Below are 17,599 nucleotides of genomic sequence, written 5' to 3'. Positions count from 1 at the left end.
GGCAGGTAGCGTCACGCTCAGGAAGAGCAGTCATCAGCCGATGGGTGATGGAGAGCAGGCGCGTGGAGCGGGAGTACTTGGATGAGGAGTTGCGACGCCTCGCCACGGAATCTGAGTTCAGCCCCAATGGGTGGAGTGCTCAGGAGATCTCGGACTTTCGCGTCCTCGTTCAGTGCGCACGAGCAGCTCAGGTTGAAGGTGACCTGTGGCGAACGCGCATGTTGCGGATCGAGTTTGACGAGTCTGGTGACCCCGACAGGGCACGGGCGACGTTGGGCTCGGGCCGCGTAATCGATCTCACGTTCAAGAACTCCGACAGCCACGGCGCAGTGGTCTTCGGACTTTTGACTCCAGAACTGGACCCCCTGCGATGAGCAACACTGACCACGACCCACTGCCCATTGGCCAAATACCGGTCGGCGAGATCCTCGGCCGCGAGCTTGATTCGCGAGGTTGGTCCCAGGCCGACTTCGCTGTCGTCCTCGGTCGCCCGACCCAGTTCGTCTCGGAGATCGTCACCGGCAAGAAAGAGATCACTCGCGAGTCCGCTGCCCAGATTGGTGCGGCGCTCGACCACACAGCTGAGTACTGGCTTCAACTGCAGGACCAGTACCTCCTGGCCGAGCAGCAGAACAATCCCGTCACTAAGGGCAAGCTCGATGAGGTGCGGCGCAGGGCGCTCCTGAACCGCAAGGGCCCGATCCAACTTCTTCAGAAGCGGAAGATCCTCACAGGCAAATCGTTGGATGATCTCGAGGCCGAGGTGATGGAACTATTCGAGCTCGACTCGCTGGATGACGAACCTGGGTTCGCGGCCGCAGCCAAGCGAGGCAACCAGGGTGAGAACATCAGCGTCCTTCAGCGGGCATGGGTTGCCTGTGTGCGAAAGGAGGCACGGCAGCTTGCTCCGGAGAGCAAGTACTCAGCCAAGGGCCTGAGGAAGCTGGCGGCCATGCTCTCCACGACATTGATGACCTCAGAGGACTTCGCGAAACTGCCTGAGCTGTTCGCCGAAGTTGGTGTTCGTCTCGTGTATGTCGAGATGCTTCCTGGCGGCAAGATCGACGGCTGCGCCATGTACGTCGACAACTACCCGGTCATTGGATTGTCCGGACGTGGGAAGCGGTTCGACAAAGTACTTTTCACTCTTCTTCACGAGATCGCGCACATCCTGATGAACCACGTTGACGCCGATCGAATGATCGTTGAGGATCTCGACGAGACCCATGAGGGCGAGGCGGAACGTGAGGACGGCGCAAACACCTTGGCCGGTGAGTGGCTGTTCCCCGAAGGCTTCCCGTCGGTGCCGGTACGGATCAGTGGGCCCTGGGTCGATCAGGTTGCTGCTGACCTCGGCGTAGCTCGCATTGTCGTGGTCGGTCACCTCCAGCACCACAAACGACTTGACTGGCGTACGACGCTGGCCAAGAACGCACCTGCCGTCGACGCAGCGCTATCCGGCTGGAAGTAGCCCAGCGCGCAAGATGCGCAAGCAGTGTCATTTGCGCGCTGTGGCTGCGCTGCATAGTGGGCTACTAGAGACTTCCTCGTAGGGCCGGTGTCTGGCCAGACTCGGTCTAGGTGCTCGGCGGTTGGCTCTCTATTGGGCTGCCCACCCCTCGCGGGTGTGGCTCACTTTCGGTCTGCAGCCCGCCGGGCGCCGCTGACGAGGCGTGGCTCAAGAAGGGACTGCCCTGCTCGTAGTAGCAATGCCCACCTCGCCGTCCACATCGGTCTGAGCCACAGGCGGGAGAAGCACATGGAGCACGTCATCATCGGGGTCGATCCCCACAAGCTGTCAGCGACGATCGAGGTCGTAGACCAGCAAGAACAGCTGCTTGGTTCTGGTCGCTTCACCACTGACCAGGCTGGCTACAAGGCAATGCGGACCTACGCGAAGTCATGGCCGAATCGGGTCTGGGCAGTCGAGGGCGCCAACGGTGTCGGACGTCCGCTGGCGCAACGGCTGCTCGAGTCCGGCGAACATGTCGTCGATGTCCCAGCTAAGCTCGCGGCCCGTATCCGGCTGTTCGACACCGGCCACAACCGCAAGACCGACGCCCGGGACGCCCACTCGATCGCGATCGTCGCAGTCCGCACCAAGACCTTGCGAGTGCTGCAGGTCGACGGCCAACTTGAAGCGCTACGGATGTTCACCGACCGACGAGAAGCACTGACCCCGGCGCCGCGTCCAGACGGTCGACCGCCTTCAAGCCTTGCTCGCAGAACTCCTTCCGGGACAGGCCAAACGCGACATCACCACCGGCCAGGCCAAAGCAATGCTGGCTTCCGTGCGCCCGCGTGACATCGCAGGCAAGACCCGTCGGCGCATCGCGGCCGACGAGCTCGCCGAGCTGATCAACGTCGAGGCGAAGATCAAGAAGGCCACCGCCGAACTCAAAGCCATCGTGCTCGCCCGCGGTTCTACGTTGATGGACATCCACGGCGTCGGGCCAGTCGTGGCCGCCCGGATCCTCGCCGATGTCGGTGACATCGCTCGCTTCGCCGACCGCAACCGATTCGCATCCTGGACCGGCACCGCGCCCCTGGACGCATCCTCAGGCGAACAGAACCGGCATCGGCTCTCGCGAGCCGGCAACCGCCGGATGAATCACATGATCCACATCGCTGCGGTCACGCAACTTCGCGTCGATACCGACGGCCGGACCTACTACCGACGCAAGCGAACCGAGGGCAAGAAATCACTCGAGGCACTCCGCTGTCTCAAGCGCAGGATCTCCGACGTCATCTACCGACAGCTCGTTGCTGACGCTGAGCGCGTCGCTGGGGCGGGTCCGGGAGGGCACTGCGGGGCGTCTCAAGAATCCAGCGCGGCCGACCTGCCCCCGCACATCGGCACTTCGGATCAACCACTTCCCGGACCCGCAGGTCAGACGCTACGCCCGGCATCGACGTCTCGGAAGACCCGCGGCGAGGACCTCGCAGCGACCGGTTGACAACAGAAGGGAGCCGGAATGGGCTCCACCCGGCTAGTCCATGTGGGTCCGGCGTCCCTTCTCGAATCCCAGCTGGTCAAGCCCAAGAGGCGCAGGTAGGTATTGAGGTCCGCCTCGACAAGTAGCAGCCGATTTCGGGCCTCGGATCTTCTCGCGAAGACCCGACCGTGTGACTGCCCAGGGCCACTACGTCCGCCGGTGAACGGCGTCCTACCAAGGACGGTGCCCGCATCCTCTACAACCCCCGCAGAGCGAACCCCGCTCGTGATCGCCACGCCGGGCAGGGCGCTTCCTACCCGCGCCGACGTCGGGCCATCCAGCGCCACAGCGACCGTCAGTACAGGCCGTCGGCCAACATCGACATCGTCCTGGGCCTGAATCCAATCGACAGCAGCAACCGCGCGACGGCACCGAGGCTGGCCTGACGGATCAACCGTTCAAATGAGTCAGTAGCCGTGGCGCAGGCAGCGCCGCTCCCCGCGCCACGGCAGCCTGATTCAGCGTTGCTGAACCAGCGATGCCGGATCTGAGGCGCTGATGATCGACTGCACCTCGACGGCTTCTCGGGCCGATGTGAGTCGTTCGGCAACACGGTGGTCGGGAAGTTCGGCCAGCCAGACGTCGCGGGTTTCGGGACTCATCGGCAAGTTGCGGGCCTGGTGCGTGTCATCAAGCTGTGGGTGGCCAACGCAGAACTCGACCGCAAAGCCGCGGGTCTCGTCCTTTAGGTAGACCCCAATGGAGCCTGAAGGAGCGTGGCGGAGCAGGTCGTCACGCAGGTGGACCCCCCAACGCAGCGCGTTGTTGCGGGCACGCATGACGTCGTCGAGGCTTTCGACCTGGATGCAGAAGTGGTTGAACGCCGGGCGCTGGCCGTTCAGTAGTACCAAGGAGTGGTGGTAGCGGTCGGCGGAGCGGAAGAATCCGGCCCGGTCTCCGATCCAGTCGGATGCCTTGAAGCCGAGGACCTTTTGGTAGAAGGCGGTGTTCGCTTCCCAGTTGGGTGCGGCCCAGGCGGCGTGCAAGAACTTCTCAAGCGTGACGCCGTTGTTGATGGGCGCTACACCTCGTTCGACCATGCCCACATACAGTTCAATTGAGAAGCCGCCAGGGTCGATGAAGCGGATCCACCGGTGCACTCGTTCGCGCTTGATGTCGCCACCTTCGGTGAAGGTGATTCCTGCTGCCTGCAAGCGTCCGCGCACGACGTCGAGGGCATCTTCGGACGCGACCTCGTAGCCGATCCGCTTGAGGCCCTGGCCGTTGCCTTCTTCGAGGCGCAGCCAGTGATGCTCGGTCCCGCCGGTCATGAAGGCCGTTCGGCCAACCTGCTCGCTGAGGTCGAGCCGGACGAACCGTGAGTAGAACTCGGTGCCTTCCTCAAGGTTGTCGACACCAACGGCGAGATACCCCAGCCTGGTCACGATGTCCATGAGGTGCCCTCCGTCTCTGCAGCGTGCTGATCCAGCACCTTGTGCACTCCTGCGACGAGGTCGGTGAGGCTGGAGCCTGTCGGAAACGTGGCACGGACGCCGAGTTCCTGCAACGGTTCGACGTCGAATGACGGAATGGTGCCTCCGACGACGACGGGGATGTCTCCGCCGCCTGCCTCTTCGAGGGCGATGATCGTCTTTCGCACCAGGGCCATGTGCGCTCCGGAAAGGATGGATAGGCCCACCATGTCGACGTTCTCCTGAACGGCGATCGTGGCGATGTCGACCGGGAGTTGCCGAATGCCGGTGTAGATGACCTCAAACCCTGCATCCCTGAGGGCCACTGCGACCAGTTTTGCGCCTCGGTCATGCCCATCAAGGCCAGGCTTCGCTACAAGGATTCGAGCGGCCATCAGAAGACCCTCGGCTGTTCGAACTCGCCCCACTCGGACTTCAACACATCCACCATTTCCGCCACCGTGCAGTAGGCATTCACGCAGTTAATGAGGTAGCTCATCAGGTTGTCGGTTCCTCGGGCTGCCCTTCCCAGGGCGTTGAGGGTTTCGCTGACTTGACCGTCGTCCCGACGCTTCTTGACGTCGGCGAGGCGGTCCATCTGTCGCTTGCGGTTCTCGGCATCTAGTTCGTATCCGATGGCGTCCGGCGGGGGCTGCCCGTCCGCGAACTTGTTGACGCCGACCACGAGCCGCTCGCCAGCTTCGAGGGCGAGCTGCGAGCGATAGGCCTCTTCAGCGATGAGCCGTTGTACGTAGCCGGACTCAATCGCCTTGACCATGCCCCCCTGCGCTTCAAGGTCAGCCATGATGGCCTTGACGCGATCTTCCATGTCGTCCGTGAGGGACTCAACGAAGTACGAGCCGCCGAGCGGGTCAACCGTCCGAGCGACACCCGTTTCGTAGGCAAGGATCTGTTGGGTTCGAAGCGCGAATGTGGTGGACTCTTCAGTGGGCAGCGCGAACGGCTCGTCCCAGGCGGCTGTGAACATAGACTGCACGCCACCGAGCACGGATGCCATGGCCTCGTAGGCGACCCTGACGCGGTTGTTCTGTGCCTGAGGCGCATACAGCGAGGCGCCACCGCAAACCACTCCGAATCGGAACATCGCCGACTTCGGGTTCTTGGCACCGAACCGATCGGTCACGATCTCGGCCCAGCGGCGGCGGCCAGCACGGTACTTGGCGATCTCTTCGAAGAAATCGCCATGCGTGTAGAAGAAGAAGGAGATCTGCGGCGCGAACTGGTCGATGGTCATCCGCCCGCGGCTGACAACCTCGTCGCAGTACGTAATGCCGTCCTGGAGAGTCAGCGCCATTTCCTGGGCGGCGTTGGCGCCGGAGTCGCGGAAGTGGGCGCCGGCAACCGAGATGGCGTTGAATCGGGGAACCTCGGCCGCACAGAACTCGATCGTGTCGGCAATGAGTCGCAACGAAGGAACCGGCGGCCAGATCCAGGTACCTCTGGAGGTGTACTCCTTGAGGATGTCGTTCTGGATAGTGCCGCGAAGCTTTTCGCGCGGGACGCCCTGCTTCTCTCCGACGGCGACGTACATCGCGAGAATGATTGCGGCAGTTCCGTTGATCGTGAAGCTTGTGCTGATGGAGTCCAGCGGGATGCCATCGAAGAGGATCTCGGCGTCGGCGAGGGTGTCGATCGCGACACCCACCTTGCCAACCTCTTCCTCGACGTCGGAGTCGTCTGAGTCGTAGCCACACTGGGACGGGAGGTCCAGCGCGACCGACAACCCAGTGCCGCCCTGACTCAGGAGATAGCGGTAGCGCTCATTGGATTCCTCTGCGGTTCCGAATCCGGAGTACTGACGGAAGGTCCAGAGCTTGTGGCGGTAGCCGTCTTTGAAGTTGCCCCGCGTAAAGGGCGATTCGCCCGGCAGGCCGATGCGGGACGCGTCTACGGCATCCGCTTCATAGACGGGCCGGACCGGAAGCCCGGCGTCTGTGGTCACGTCATTCATAGGCACTGCGATATCATATCACAACGTGATGGGTCGGCTAGATCGGCCGAGAAGCACGAGTTCGTCGATGACTGCGTCGACAGGCGTCACGCCTTCAAGGACGCGGGCGACTGCGTCGTCGGGAACCGCCAGGGCGCGCCGGAACCGATCGACTGCGGCGTCCTTGAGGGCTCGACGGACCAGCTCTGCGCGAACTTGGCCAGGCTGGACGGGGTGGTGCTCCAACCATTCGCGGTGTTGCTCCAAGGCGATGGCTAGGTCATCGAGCCCTCCCGGTGTCGCGGCCGACGCCCGCACGATGGGCGGCCGCCACGAGTCGGGCGCAGGCCTGCGGTGCGCGAGGGCCTCAGTGAGGTCGCGTACGGTCTCCTCGGCTCCGGGAAGTTCCGCCTTGTTGACGACGAAGATGTCAGCGATCTCAAGGACGCCGGCCTTGACGGCCTGCATTCCATCGCCGCCTCGTGGACTGACTAGCACGACGGTCGTCGATGCAACGCGGGCGATGTCGACTTCGCTCTGGCCGATGCCGACCGTTTCGACGAGGATGATGTCGAAGCCGATTACGGCGAGCAGGCGGATCGCTGTCTCTGTTGTCTCGGCGAGTCCACCGAGTTGTCGGCGGGCAGCGAAGGACCTGATGTAGACGCCAGGATCCTTGACGTGGCGAAGCATTCGGATCCGGTCACCGAGGATGGCACCGCCGGTCAACGGCGACGTGGGGTCTATGGCCAGCACAGCGACGGTACGGCCGGCTGCTCGATAGTGGGCGATGAGGCCGTCGGTCGCTGTTGACTTGCCGACTCCAGGGGGCCCGGTTAGTCCGACAACTAGCGGGGCGCCGACCTTTCGCGTGGCGATGGCGGCGAGGACGGTCGCGTCTGCGTTCTCGACTGCGCTTACAAGCCGGCCGATGGATCGAACGTTGCCTTGCGTTGCGGCATGGAGCTCGTCGTCGAGGGAAGGGCGGGCCACGGTGGGCGTGCTCATTGTGTCCTCAGCCATCTGTCGCTCGTTCGACTAGATGATCGAGACGTGCCCGGCACAGGCCTGCGGAGAGTTGCACACCTGCAGCCGTGAGTGGCATCGGCGTCAGGGTTTCGCGACTGCTGACGACGGCCTCCCACATGTCCTTGGACATCATGCGGAAGATGCCGTCGGAGTCGGCTTGTGGGTGGTCACGGAGGATGTCGTCAACGACTGACAGGTTTTCAGTGACCCAAGATCGGCCTGTTGACTGGTTGACGACGTCAAGAACAGTGGCTTCTTCGAGGCCCATTGAATCGGCGAAGCGAAGAGCTTCGAGTGCGATGAGGTGGTCCATATGGAGCATGACGTTGTTGACCAGCTTCATGACTTGTCCGGCTCCGACGGGCCCCATGTGGAACACGTGGCCTGCGAAGGTGTCAATGACAGGTCGGGCGTTGGCTAGAACCTCGGCCTTCCCCCCGATCATGAGGGTCAGGGTTCCTGCATCCGCTGCCGGGCGCGACCCGCTAACGGGGGCGTCGAGGAGTTCTGCGCCCGACTCTTCGACTTGTGTCGCGACCGACCGTACGACGGCTGGCGAGACACTGCTGTGAATCAGGACGGTCTTGCCTGGCGCCAATGCGGGTAGGAGTTGGTTGCATACGGCGAGGACCTGGTCGCCCGTGGCCACACAGACGGAGATCACGTCGCTGCGTTCTGCCACGTCTATCGCGGACTCGGCGATCACGGCACCGCCTTCTGCAAGTGTTCGCGAGGCGTCTGGGTTGGGGTCGTACACCGTGAGGGGTAGCCCAGCGCTGAGTATTCGTGCTGCCATCCGGCCGCCCATGTCGCCTAGTCCGATGAACCCTGCCTGCATCTCAACTCCTTTTGCGATATCATATCGAACAGTACTCGACAGTGCGCTAGGAGGCGACTCAGCGTGACTACCAAAACCGGCTCTTCTGGGCCCGACACCGTTCAAGGAACCGCGCCCGACGGCTTGGTCGTGGTGACGCTAAGCCTGAGCGGCGAGCTCCTCGGCGTCCACCTGCAACCAGGTGACTACGCGCCCTTTGACCCACCCGGCCTTGAGAACTGCGGCGACATGGTCGTCGCTGCCTGGAACGACGCACAGGAGCGACTGGCGTTGACGACGCCGGAGCGTCTTCACCTCGTCAGTTCCCCACCAGCCCACAAGGAAGCAGGAGAATGAGTCAGCCACGCAAGGTCACGGCCGCAATCGTCGGTCCGGGCAACATCGGGACAGATCTTCTGTACAAGCTCCGCCGCAGCGACCGCATCGACGTCGCGTACATGGTGGGGGTGGTCGAGTCAGAAGGGTTGACTCGCGCCCGGGACCTCGGCGTCGAAGCGTCTTCTGAGGGAGTCGACTGGCTGCTGCGTCAGGATGTGCTACCAGAGTTGGTGTTCGAGGCAACCTCCGCCACTGCCCATCGCTCTCATGCTCCCAGATTCGAAGCCGCCGGAATCCAGGCGATTGACCTGACTCCGGCCCACATCGGGCCAATGGTTTGTCCCCCGGTCAACCTGAATGAGAACCGTCTTGCCGCCAACGTTTCGATGATCACTTGCGGCGGGCAGGCAACGATCCCGATGGTGGCCGCGGTCTCAAGCGTCACAGCGGTGCCGTACGCCGAGATCGTTGCATCGGTGTCCTCACGCTCCGCCGGTCCGGGAACGCGCGCGAACATCGATGAGTTCACTCAGACGACCAGTCAAGCCGTCGAGGTCGTCGGTGGTGCGAAACGGGGCAAGGCGATCATCATCTTGAACCCCGTGGAACCGCCGATGATCATGCGCGACACCGTGTTCTGTGCAATCTCGCCCGATGCTGATCGCGACGCCATCAGCGAATCGATCCATCGAATGGTGGGGGCAGTCCAGGAATACGTGCCGGGCTACGCATTGCGAGCTGATCCTCAGTTCGACGATCCCCGCGGCCAGTGGGATGGCTTCTCCCGGGTCGCAGTGTTCCTTGAGGTCAAGGGCGCCGGGGACTTCCTCCCGCCCTATGCCGGGAACCTCGACATCATGACCGCCGCCGCCGCCCGTGTTGGCGAACTCATGGCGCAGCACCTTCAGGAGGTCCCGGCATGACCCGGCCCGACATCACCTTTGACGTTCGTATTACTGACACGACCTTGCGCGACGGTAGCCATGCGATGTCGCACCAGTTCACTGAGCAACAGGTCCGTCATACAGTGCGAGCGCTGGACGCGGCAGGCATTCAAATCGTCGAAGTCGCGCATGGCGACGGCCTAGGCGGGTCCTCCTTCAACTACGGATTCTCGCTTACCGACGAGTTCGATCTGATCGCTGCGGCTCGCGATGAGGCTTCGTCAGCGAAGATCGCCGTGCTCCTTGTGCCCGGCATTGGCACAGTGGACGACCTCAAGCGAGCCCATGACGCTGGCGCGGAGGTCGTTCGCATCGCGACGCATTGCACCGAGGCCGACGTCTCGGTCCAGCATTTCAAGGCGGCGCGGGATCTCGGCATGGAGACCGCCGGCTTTCTAATGATGGCGCATCGCACCAGCCCCGAATCGTTGGCCGAGCAGGCTCGCATCATGGTCGATGCGGGCTGTCAGTGCCCGTACGTGACCGACTCGGCCGGTGCCTTGTTGTTGAACCAGGCTCAGGCTCGCTTCGAAGCCCTCATTGATGAGGTCGGCGATGAGGCGTGGGTTGGGTACCACGGGCATCAGAACCTCTCGCTGGGCGTCGCGAACTCGGTGCTCGCCTACGAGGCCGGGGTGAAGCAGATCGACGGTTCCCTCTGCGCGCTCGGAGCTGGCGCTGGCAACTCGCCTACCGAGGTACTCGGTGCAGTGTTCGACCGATACGGCATCAAGACAGGCCTCGACGTACCGGCACTCATGGCCGCCGCCGAAGAGGTCGTGCGTCCGTATCTTCGGCGATGGCCGAAGATGGACCGGAATGCGATCGTCCAGGGCTGGGCCGGCGTCTATTCGAGCTTCCTCCTCCACGCGGAGGCGGCCAGCGATCGGTACGACGTGCCGGCGCACGCGATCCTTCAGCGTTGCGGCGAGCTCGGCTTGGTCGGCGGTCAGGAAGACATGATCATCGACATCGCAATCCAGATGAGCCAGAAGGCACGGTCGGACACGTGACGCCAAACGTTCCTGGCCCACTATCAGGATTGCTAGTTCTCGACCTGTGTCACTTCCTCGCAGGTCCATACGCGACGCTCGCGTTGGCGGACCTCGGTGCCGATGTAGTGAAGGTCGAGGATCCCGAACATCCCGACGAGGCCCGCAATGTTGGGCCGTGTTTTCGCGAGCAGTCGGTCTACTTTGAGTCGCTCAACTGGGGGAAGCGGTCACTGGCGATCCGCCTGTCGACTGAGGAAGGGCGAGAGACGTTGCTCGCTCTGGTTGGGAATGCAGATGTGGTTCTCGACAACTACAAGCCGGGCGTAATGGCAAAGCTTGGGCTCGACCACGACTCGCTGTCTGTGGTGAATCCCAGGATCGTGTCGTGCTCGTTGAGCGGGTTCGGTAGTACTGGGCCCGAGGCGAAACGACCTGGCTATGACTACACGATTCAGGCGCGCACTGGGGTCATGAGCCTGACCGGTGAGCCTGGGGCCGCGCCCGGCAAGGCAGGCATTTCCTACGTCGATCACAGCGGCGGTCTGGCAGCTGCACTAGCGGTGTCCGCGGCCTTGGTTGAACGCGACCGAACAGGGCGAGGTCGGCATGTCGACCTGGGTTTGTACGACGTGCAGATGTCGATGCTGACCTACATCGCGGCATGGAATCTCAACGGCGGGTACACGCCGGCCCGCCAGCCGAGCGGCTCGCATCCGTCCATCGTGCCCGCGCAAACCTTCGAGACTAGCGACGGACATGTATCGCTCTTCATTGGCAACGACCCCATGTGGCAACGGTTCTGCGGGGCTGTTGATCGACCGGGGGTGATGGATCTGCCGGCTTACCGAACGAACACAGGACGAGCAGAGAACCGGCCCGTTCTGGTGTCCGCGCTGCAAGCCCTGTTCCTGGAATCGAGCAGCCAGCACTGGGTAAATCTCCTCTCGAGTGCTCACGTCCCGTGCGAGGAGGTCAAGTCGATCGACGATGCCCTTGCCGATCCACAGGCAGCTGCACGGTCGCTGGTGGTGTCGAGCGTCGACTCTCGGGGGACGGAATTCCTTCACACCCGTGGCCCAGTTCCACTGGATGCGACGATCGCTGGGCGTCCTGCACCGATCTTGGGAGCCGATTCACGCGAGGTGCTCATCGATGCCGGCCTGTCCGGCGAGCTGGTCGATGACTTGATCGCCAGGGGCGTCGTAATAGATGGCCTCGCTCGCGTATGAAGTCGAACCATGCCGAGATGTGTGTGACCGGTCGGCACGATCGCACCGTGCGTCGCATCACACACAGTCTGGTTTGGCATCGCCCATGCACGGAGCGTCTCCAAACGGTTCCGACGATTCATGATCAGATCAGCCGCTGCGGCTAAGGAGATCCCATGCGTAGCCGACCGATACTCCTCATTCACGGTTCCATGCATGGTTCTTGGTGCTGGCGGCCCACTATCGCGGCACTTGAAGCGCGCGGGCGATGGGCGACCGCAATCGACATGCCCGGCAGCGGTGACGACATGACGCCATTGGGCGAGGTAGGCATGGCGTCCTACGTCGATCGAATTCGCGCGACCGTGACCGAGATCGGTGAACCTGTAACCCTCGTTGCCCATTCAATGGGCGGCTTGTCCTCGACCGTCGCCGCATCGGAGACGCCTGAGCAAGTCGCGGCCCTGATCTATGTGGCAGCTTTGGTGCCGAACGATGGTGAGACCGCGTTATCGATCTTGGGCGCCCTGCCGCCGGGCGGCTTGTCCTCGAGGCTCAAGCCCACGCGGGACGGCCTCGCGTTCCACCTTGAACGATCGGACTCGATCGACCACTTCTACAAAGACTGCGATGAGGTGATCGCCGCGGATGCTGCATCTCGTCTATCGCCGCAGCCCAGCGGTCCAATGACCGACACCGTCCGCGTTGCGCCGTCGATCGGCTTGGTGTCCTCCGGCTACGTATTGACACGCGACGACCGAACTCTCCCGGTGGCCCAGCAGCGACAATTTTCAGTTCGCCGGTCGATGGAGACGATCGAGATCGACGGTGGGCATTCGCCCTTCCTGTCGGATCCTGGTGGCTTTGCTGACGTTCTACTGGCGCTGGAAATGCGACTGTAGGAAATCGGGGCCTGGATCGCCTGACCGACGGAAACACGGCAACTGGTTCGCTCTCTCGATCTGCGATATCATGTTTCAGGTGACGTCTGACAGTTCCCACGCACCAATCCGCCCTCAATCGCTGACGGATACGGTCACCGAGCGCCTACGCCGGATGATTCTTTCTCGCGAACTTGAACCGGGCCGGCGGATCACTCAGGCGCAGTTGGCCGAGATGCTGGGCATCAGCACGATGCCGATTCGCGAGGCGCTCTTGCGCCTCGTTGCTGATGGGATGGTTGTTGCGTCAGCCAGCAGGTCGTTCGAGGTCTCCACCACAACCGAGCAGGGCATTCGCGACATCTACTGGGCTCACGGCGTCCTTGCGGGAGAGATGGCGGCTAGGGCGTGCGACGCCCGCACCGACAGCCTGGTTCAGACCCTTCAAGGCAGGCATGAGGCTTACCAGGCAGCAATGGCCGAAGGTCGCCTTGAGGTGCTCACCCGAGAGAACCGCCGCTTCCACACCGCACTGAACCAGACTGCCGCGTCACCGACCATCGGAGTGCTGGTGCGCAACTGCCTCAACTACTTCCCGGACGTCAACTTCGATGTGCCTGGATGGATCGAGCAGGCTGACAAGTGGCAAGCAGACCTGATCAAGGCCGTTGACGCCGGCGATCGCGAGGCCGCCCGGGCTGCATCAATCAAGCACAGTGTGGCCGCGGGCGCGTTGTTCACGACCGCTTACTGGCAGTAGAGCCCGTCGACCGGCACTCGGATCACTGGCCCGTCGCCACCTTCCTATAGATCGCGGTGATCTCGGACATGTCACGGGGCACGTGATAGCCGGCTTCGTTCATGATCGCAGCGAAGTTGTCCTCCACGTCCTCGATAGTGAGGTCAGGGTTCACGTAGCCCACGGTCTCACCGATGAAGATCCGGGCCATTCGTCCAGCGCCTATCGCGAAGATCTCGCCACTGACTGGGCAAGACTCGTGCACCAGGTACACGCTGCCTGGTGCAACGCGCTCGGGTGTGGAATGAGTCGCCATGAATGCCAACTCTGGAGTCTGTTCGAGGCCAGCTGCGAGCCGGGTGTACGCATGAGGCGACACAGCATTGACCTTGATGCCCGTGGAACGCGCACGGATCGCGAGGCTGCGGGTGTGACCCAGAGCTCCCATCTTGGCCGCACCGTAGCCCTGGAGGGTGTTGTAGTCGGTCCCGACGGCGGTGCCAAAGAGCCCCGCGCTCGACGTGGTCACGAGGATCCGTCCGTAGTCGGCTTCAAGCATGTGAGGCCAAACGGCCTCCGTTAGCCAATGTGTGGCGTCCATGTTGAGAGTCCGCAACTCGTCATAGTTGCCATGCACTCGCCCAGCATTGTGGATAAGGACATCGACGCGGCCATATGCGGCAATCGTGGCCTCAATGAGACCCTCGGCCCCCTCAGGGGAAGCGACCGAACGCGTGTCGGCCATGGCGCGGCCGCCGGCCGCCTCGATCTCGGCGACGACCTCGTGCGCAGGTCCACCTGAGGGGTCTGTGCCCGTTGGACTGACACCGAGATCGTTCACGACGACCGTCGCGCCGCGCGAGCCGAGGAGCCGGGCGTACGCCGCACCAACTCCTCGGCCGGCGCCGGTCACGACGGCAACCCTGCCATCAAATCGAAGCATGTGAACTACTCACTCCTGGCGCTTCAAGAACTCGGTCATGAGTTCGTTGACCTCATCGAACTTTTCCCACTGCGGCCAATGTCCAGCACCCTTGAGGAGATGGACCTCCCTCTCCGGGATCGCATCGATGGCCGGCTTCACAGCGGCGAAACTCTTGCCAGGGTTGTGATCCGTCCAGACGACGAGCGCCGGGCACTGGAGTTTGGCAAGAGTGTGGTCGTAGTAGTCGACGTCGCCGAACGCATCGCGGTTCATCTGCAGCACCGTGCGCATCACCTTGACCATGCGCTCGACCATGCCCGGTTGCGAGTACACCCGATGACGGATCTCGACGAGCTCGTCGGTAACTGCGGACTTGTCGTAGACCAGCCACTCAAGCCTCGACCTGATCGCCTCCCGCGTCAGGTCCTGACCAAGACGGTTGGTACGAGCCTCGATGTCGGCGAGATCAGCGAGTCCCTTCTCATCCGGTCGAGCCAGAATTCCCGTGTTCAGGGACAGCGCTTTGATCTTTGCGGGGTACTTCAGAGCGGTCCAGCAGGCAACGCCTCCGCCCAAGGACTCGCCCGACAGGAAGACCTGGCCTACATCGAGAACGTCGATGAGGTCCGCGATGTGGTCGGCGAAGGTGTCCATCGTGTACTCGCCGTCGGCACCGTCAGTGAACCCGTGGCCCACCATGTCGACCGCGAGAACGCGGAAGTGCTGCGAGAGCGGTGCAATGTTGCGCAGGTAGGTCTCGGCATGGCCACCGGTTCCATGCAACAAGATGAGCGGGGTGCCAATCCCTGCCTCAAGGACGCGAGTGCGCCGGCCACGAACGTCGTAGTAGGTCTCCGCGACACCCGAGCCCATGAGCTCAAGCCAGGCGGTCGGGGCCGTCACCAGGTCACCGGCAGGGACTCGAGGGCGCGGAAGAAGTGGTGATTGCTCCACTGGGGCTCTCCTGCAAGACGGAGGTTCGGGAACCTGTTGATCAGAGCCGTGAGGATCACGCTTGATTCCATACGGGCGAGGTGCGACCCGAGGCAGAAGTGCGCGCCGAATCCGAATGAGATGAAGTTGTTGTCCTGGCGCGTGATGTCGAACTTTTCCGGGTCAGGGAAGACGTTGGGATCCCGGTTCGCTGCGGCGAGCGCCACAACGACGGTGTCGCCCTTGCCGATGGTTTCGGTTCCAATGACGACGTCATCGATTGCGACGCGGGGCAGGGGCATTGGAGCGGGGCTCTCGTAGCGAAGCATCTCGTCGATCGCCGAAGACAGCAGGTTCGGGTCGGCGAGGAGCGCCTGCCACTGGTCCGGGTGACCCAGAAGACAGGCGACGCCGTTGCCTACGAAGTTGGACGTCGTCTCGTGGCCAGCGAAGATCAGTTCGATGGTCATCGCGACCACCTCATGCTCAGCCAGCGTGCCGTCCTCCGCATCCTCAGCCTGGATCAGCTTCGTCAAGATGTCGTCTCCCGGCTCCGCGCGACGCTCGGCCATGCGGTCACGGACGTAGGCGGTGATCTCGCGAGTCGCTTGGGTTGCGCCTTCGCGGAACTGGTCAAGGTCACCCCCCGGAGGCGGCTCCGTCATGGCCTTCGACCAGCCGAGGAACAGTGGGAGGTCGCCATGCCGAAGCCCCAGCATTTCGGTGATGACCTGCTCAACGACGGGGTAGGCGAAGTCGTGCACCAGTTCCATCTCGCCGCGGCCCTCTACTGCGTCCAACTGAGCCTCGGTAACTTCCTTGATCCTGTCCTGCCAACTCGAGATCCCGCCGCGAGTGAAGGCTTGCGCGACGAGGCGCCGCAAGCGGGTGTGCTCGGGACGGTCGTTGTAAAGCATGCGCGAAGTGAAGACGAGTCGTTCCTCGGGAGAGTCGACGACGACGTGCTTGAGCCCAGCCTCGCGTCGGCTCAGGAGCACGTCGTTCCGCAGGACCTGGTTAGCTTCGTCGAACCCGGTTACGAGCCAGATGCCAACATCCGTCTTAATGACCGGCGCCTCCACGCGGGAGCGCTGGAAGAAGGCCCAAGGATCCTGGCGGAACTCGGGATCGGTGAGGTACCTCGTTGCATCTCGAACCAATGGTTCGTTCACGGGTACTACTTCTGCGGACATTGTTTGCTCCTTCTGCATTGCTGGCGTTCGTTGGGACGGGTCCCGAGAAGTGACGGGTCAGCTCGATGAAGTGGGCGCGACTCCGACCACGACCACGCCGATGACGACGTCCTCGGTGCCTCGGTTCAGCCAGCGGTGGCTTTGTCCTGATTGGACGAATGCGTCGCCGGGGCCGAGTTCAAGTTGGGCCGCACCTTCGACGTCGAGTGTCACGCTGCCCGAGATGACGAAGCCGAGGTCCACTGTCGGCGTGGCGTGGAACGGCGGTGTGTTGGGGCCGTCGGGCGGAACCGTGAGCACCCAGAGTCGTGCACCGTCCGGGCCAGGGAATGCCTCGTTGTCTGGTTCGTTTGAAGGTCCGGACACGAGTGCTCCGGTTCGCCACAACTCGGCCAGGGCTCGACCGCTCGGCAGGACCCGTGATTCGACGTCGGTGGCCAGAAGATGCGGTTCGTTGTCGCGGGCCTCGGCGATGGCGACCTTGACTGGAATGCTCACCACTCCCCCGCTCCGCGGCAGGTCACTTCAACAGAGCCCAGGTGAGCGAACGTTGCGGTGATGCTCATACCGGGTTGGAGGTCGATAGGTGGGAGAAGTGCGCCAGTGAGCACGATGGTTCCTTCGTTGAGTTCGCCTTGCTCGTCCCTCGCCAAGGCGTTGACGAGCTCGGCAACTGCTTGTGCCGGATCACCCATGGCAGCTGCACCAGCTGCGGATCCTGCGACTTCGCCGTTGATTTCGAGGAGGACGCCGAGAAGGCTGAGGTCCAGGTCGGCGAAGTTGTGACAGGGCTGGCCGACCACGAATCGGTCAGCCGATGCATTGGTCGAAATCAGTCGATCAAGAGTGGTGGGGCGCTCGTCGACATTCCAGGACGGCAGTTCGAGGGCGGGCAACACTGCTCTGGTTGCGGCCAACACGTCGCGGCGAGTAACGCCGGGGCCCACAAGGTCCGCTCCGAGCACGAAGGCGAGCTCCGCTTCGACCCGGGTTACTCGACGAGTTTGAGCAGTAACCACGGCACCGTTCTCGAGCTCCATGGCATCGGTCAGCCAACCCCATTGAACATGGGGCGCCCCCAGCCGGGCCTGGGCGGCAGCACTGGTCAGAGACGCTTTGACGCCCACCACACTTTCGCCGGCAAGCCATCGATCGTGGAGGTGCGACTTGCGGCGGCGCTGTGCTTCGAGCAGCGTCGTTCCAGCACTCACAATGCTCGTCATTGATTAGCTCACCT

Annotated in this window: 19 protein-coding genes; 9 read left to right on the top strand and 10 right to left on the bottom strand. The window is 63.0% G+C overall.

Annotation, left to right across the window (positions count from 1 at the left end; genetic code table 11):
• Positions 1 to 370 precede the first annotated feature (370 nt).
• From ASD84_RS16945 to ASD84_RS25565, 3 genes are all read left to right on the top strand, one after another.
• Complete coding sequence (locus tag ASD84_RS16945; RefSeq protein ID WP_056712991.1) at positions 371 to 1,471, top strand: XRE family transcriptional regulator; 1,101 nt, start codon at positions 371 to 373, stop codon at positions 1,469 to 1,471.
• A 288-nt stretch (positions 1,472 to 1,759) separates the two neighbouring features.
• Positions 1,760 to 2,305, top strand: a complete 546-nt coding sequence (locus ASD84_RS25570) for an IS110 family transposase (RefSeq protein WP_200954622.1) — start codon at positions 1,760 to 1,762, stop codon at positions 2,303 to 2,305.
• Positions 2,292 to 2,957 carry a transposase gene (locus ASD84_RS25565; RefSeq protein WP_200954621.1) on the top strand — a complete coding sequence of 222 codons (666 nt, stop codon included), beginning with the start codon at positions 2,292 to 2,294 and terminating at the stop codon, positions 2,955 to 2,957. Before ASD84_RS25570 ends, ASD84_RS25565 begins: the two co-directional genes overlap by 14 nt.
• Before the next feature lie 497 nt (positions 2,958 to 3,454).
• Here ASD84_RS25565 and ASD84_RS16935 read toward each other — a convergent pair whose 3' ends face one another.
• The 5 genes from ASD84_RS16935 to ASD84_RS16915 are packed head-to-tail and all read right to left on the bottom strand — an operon-like array spanning position 3,455 to position 8,226.
• Positions 3,455 to 4,390 carry a VOC family protein gene (locus ASD84_RS16935; protein ID WP_056712989.1) on the bottom strand — a complete coding sequence of 312 codons (936 nt, stop codon included), beginning with the start codon at positions 4,388 to 4,390 and terminating at the stop codon, positions 3,455 to 3,457.
• Positions 4,378 to 4,803 (bottom strand): cobalamin B12-binding domain-containing protein, encoded by a 426-nt coding sequence (locus ASD84_RS16930; RefSeq protein WP_056712984.1) that lies wholly within the window; start codon positions 4,801 to 4,803, stop codon positions 4,378 to 4,380. Before ASD84_RS16930 ends, ASD84_RS16935 begins: the two co-directional genes overlap by 13 nt.
• Entirely contained in the window at positions 4,803 to 6,380 is a 1,578-nt protein-coding gene (locus ASD84_RS16925; RefSeq protein WP_056712982.1) for a methylmalonyl-CoA mutase, read from the bottom strand. Before ASD84_RS16925 ends, ASD84_RS16930 begins: the two co-directional genes overlap by 1 nt.
• Positions 6,381 to 6,398: 18 nt before the next feature.
• Entirely contained in the window at positions 6,399 to 7,382 is a 984-nt protein-coding gene (gene meaB / locus ASD84_RS16920; protein ID WP_056712979.1) for a methylmalonyl Co-A mutase-associated GTPase MeaB, read from the bottom strand.
• A complete protein-coding gene (locus ASD84_RS16915) occupies positions 7,375 to 8,226 on the bottom strand; it encodes an NAD(P)-dependent oxidoreductase (protein ID WP_056712978.1) in 852 nt (283 codons plus the stop codon). Before ASD84_RS16915 ends, meaB begins: the two co-directional genes overlap by 8 nt.
• Before the next feature lie 63 nt (positions 8,227 to 8,289).
• Between ASD84_RS16915 and ASD84_RS24825 the strand changes: the two genes are divergently transcribed.
• The 6 genes from ASD84_RS24825 to ASD84_RS16890 all read left to right on the top strand — a co-directional run bounded on the left by ASD84_RS24825 (position 8,290) and on the right by ASD84_RS16890 (position 13,332).
• The gene (locus tag ASD84_RS24825; protein ID WP_162251557.1) at positions 8,290 to 8,562 is read left to right on the top strand and encodes a YbaB/EbfC family nucleoid-associated protein; all 273 of its coding nucleotides are present in this window, start codon (positions 8,290 to 8,292) and stop codon (positions 8,560 to 8,562) included.
• A complete protein-coding gene (locus tag ASD84_RS16910) occupies positions 8,559 to 9,467 on the top strand; it encodes an acetaldehyde dehydrogenase (acetylating) (RefSeq protein WP_056712976.1) in 909 nt (302 codons plus the stop codon). The genes ASD84_RS24825 and ASD84_RS16910 overlap by 4 nt, the downstream gene beginning before the upstream one ends.
• Positions 9,464 to 10,501 carry a 4-hydroxy-2-oxovalerate aldolase gene (gene dmpG, locus ASD84_RS16905; protein ID WP_056712975.1) on the top strand — a complete coding sequence of 346 codons (1,038 nt, stop codon included), beginning with the start codon at positions 9,464 to 9,466 and terminating at the stop codon, positions 10,499 to 10,501. The genes ASD84_RS16910 and dmpG overlap by 4 nt, the downstream gene beginning before the upstream one ends.
• Positions 10,498 to 11,712, top strand: coding sequence for a CaiB/BaiF CoA transferase family protein (locus ASD84_RS16900; protein WP_162251556.1), 1,215 nt, complete (start codon positions 10,498 to 10,500; stop codon positions 11,710 to 11,712). Before dmpG ends, ASD84_RS16900 begins: the two co-directional genes overlap by 4 nt.
• Positions 11,713 to 11,867: 155 nt before the next feature.
• Positions 11,868 to 12,593, top strand: coding sequence for an alpha/beta fold hydrolase (locus ASD84_RS16895; RefSeq protein WP_082573722.1), 726 nt, complete (start codon positions 11,868 to 11,870; stop codon positions 12,591 to 12,593).
• Positions 12,594 to 12,672: 79 nt separating this feature from the next.
• On the top strand, positions 12,673 to 13,332 hold the full coding sequence (locus ASD84_RS16890) for a GntR family transcriptional regulator (protein ID WP_162251555.1): 660 nt from the start codon (positions 12,673 to 12,675) through the stop codon (positions 13,330 to 13,332).
• Between the two features lie 22 nt (positions 13,333 to 13,354).
• Here ASD84_RS16890 and ASD84_RS16885 read toward each other — a convergent pair whose 3' ends face one another.
• The 5 genes from ASD84_RS16885 to ASD84_RS25185 are packed head-to-tail and all read right to left on the bottom strand — an operon-like array spanning position 13,355 to position 17,585.
• Entirely contained in the window at positions 13,355 to 14,224 is an 870-nt protein-coding gene (locus ASD84_RS16885) for an SDR family NAD(P)-dependent oxidoreductase (RefSeq protein ID WP_200954620.1), read from the bottom strand.
• Between the two features lie 39 nt (positions 14,225 to 14,263).
• A complete protein-coding gene (locus tag ASD84_RS16880; RefSeq protein WP_056712968.1) occupies positions 14,264 to 15,139 on the bottom strand; it encodes an alpha/beta fold hydrolase in 876 nt (291 codons plus the stop codon).
• Entirely contained in the window at positions 15,136 to 16,362 is a 1,227-nt protein-coding gene (locus tag ASD84_RS16875; RefSeq protein WP_162251554.1) for a cytochrome P450, read from the bottom strand. Before ASD84_RS16875 ends, ASD84_RS16880 begins: the two co-directional genes overlap by 4 nt.
• 57 nt (positions 16,363 to 16,419) lie before the next feature.
• Positions 16,420 to 16,860 (bottom strand): cupin domain-containing protein, encoded by a 441-nt coding sequence (locus ASD84_RS16870; RefSeq protein WP_162251553.1) that lies wholly within the window; start codon positions 16,858 to 16,860, stop codon positions 16,420 to 16,422.
• Positions 16,857 to 17,585 carry a 2-keto-4-pentenoate hydratase gene (locus tag ASD84_RS25185; RefSeq protein ID WP_156392055.1) on the bottom strand — a complete coding sequence of 243 codons (729 nt, stop codon included), beginning with the start codon at positions 17,583 to 17,585 and terminating at the stop codon, positions 16,857 to 16,859. The genes ASD84_RS16870 and ASD84_RS25185 overlap by 4 nt, the downstream gene beginning before the upstream one ends.
• Between the last annotated feature and the right edge of the window lie 14 nt (positions 17,586 to 17,599).

The organism is Nocardioides sp. Root682 (assembly GCF_001427795.1).
GTDB lineage: Bacteria > Actinomycetota > Actinomycetes > Propionibacteriales > Nocardioidaceae > Nocardioides.
This window is presented reverse-complemented; position numbering and strand designations above follow the sequence as displayed.

What these genes read in the sequence shown, in the direction of transcription:
- ASD84_RS16875 (WP_162251554.1), bottom strand. Translation starts at nt 16,362, where the DNA reads ATGTCCGCAGAAGTAGTACCCGTGAACGAACCATTGGTTCGAGATGCA.
- dmpG (WP_056712975.1), top strand. Translation starts at nt 9,464, where the DNA reads ATGACCCGGCCCGACATCACCTTTGACGTTCGTATTACTGACACGACC.
- ASD84_RS16895 (WP_082573722.1), top strand. Translation starts at nt 11,868, where the DNA reads ATGCGTAGCCGACCGATACTCCTCATTCACGGTTCCATGCATGGTTCT.
- ASD84_RS16935 (WP_056712989.1), bottom strand. Translation starts at nt 4,390, where the DNA reads ATGGACATCGTGACCAGGCTGGGGTATCTCGCCGTTGGTGTCGACAAC.
- ASD84_RS16910 (WP_056712976.1), top strand. Translation starts at nt 8,559, where the DNA reads ATGAGTCAGCCACGCAAGGTCACGGCCGCAATCGTCGGTCCGGGCAAC.
- meaB (WP_056712979.1), bottom strand. Translation starts at nt 7,382, where the DNA reads ATGGCTGAGGACACAATGAGCACGCCCACCGTGGCCCGCCCTTCCCTC.
- ASD84_RS16945 (WP_056712991.1), top strand. Translation starts at nt 371, where the DNA reads ATGAGCAACACTGACCACGACCCACTGCCCATTGGCCAAATACCGGTC.
- ASD84_RS16925 (WP_056712982.1), bottom strand. Translation starts at nt 6,380, where the DNA reads ATGAATGACGTGACCACAGACGCCGGGCTTCCGGTCCGGCCCGTCTAT.
- ASD84_RS25570 (WP_200954622.1), top strand. Translation starts at nt 1,760, where the DNA reads ATGGAGCACGTCATCATCGGGGTCGATCCCCACAAGCTGTCAGCGACG.
- ASD84_RS16915 (WP_056712978.1), bottom strand. Translation starts at nt 8,226, where the DNA reads ATGCAGGCAGGGTTCATCGGACTAGGCGACATGGGCGGCCGGATGGCA.
- ASD84_RS25185 (WP_156392055.1), bottom strand. Translation starts at nt 17,585, where the DNA reads ATGACGAGCATTGTGAGTGCTGGAACGACGCTGCTCGAAGCACAGCGC.
- ASD84_RS16930 (WP_056712984.1), bottom strand. Translation starts at nt 4,803, where the DNA reads ATGGCCGCTCGAATCCTTGTAGCGAAGCCTGGCCTTGATGGGCATGAC.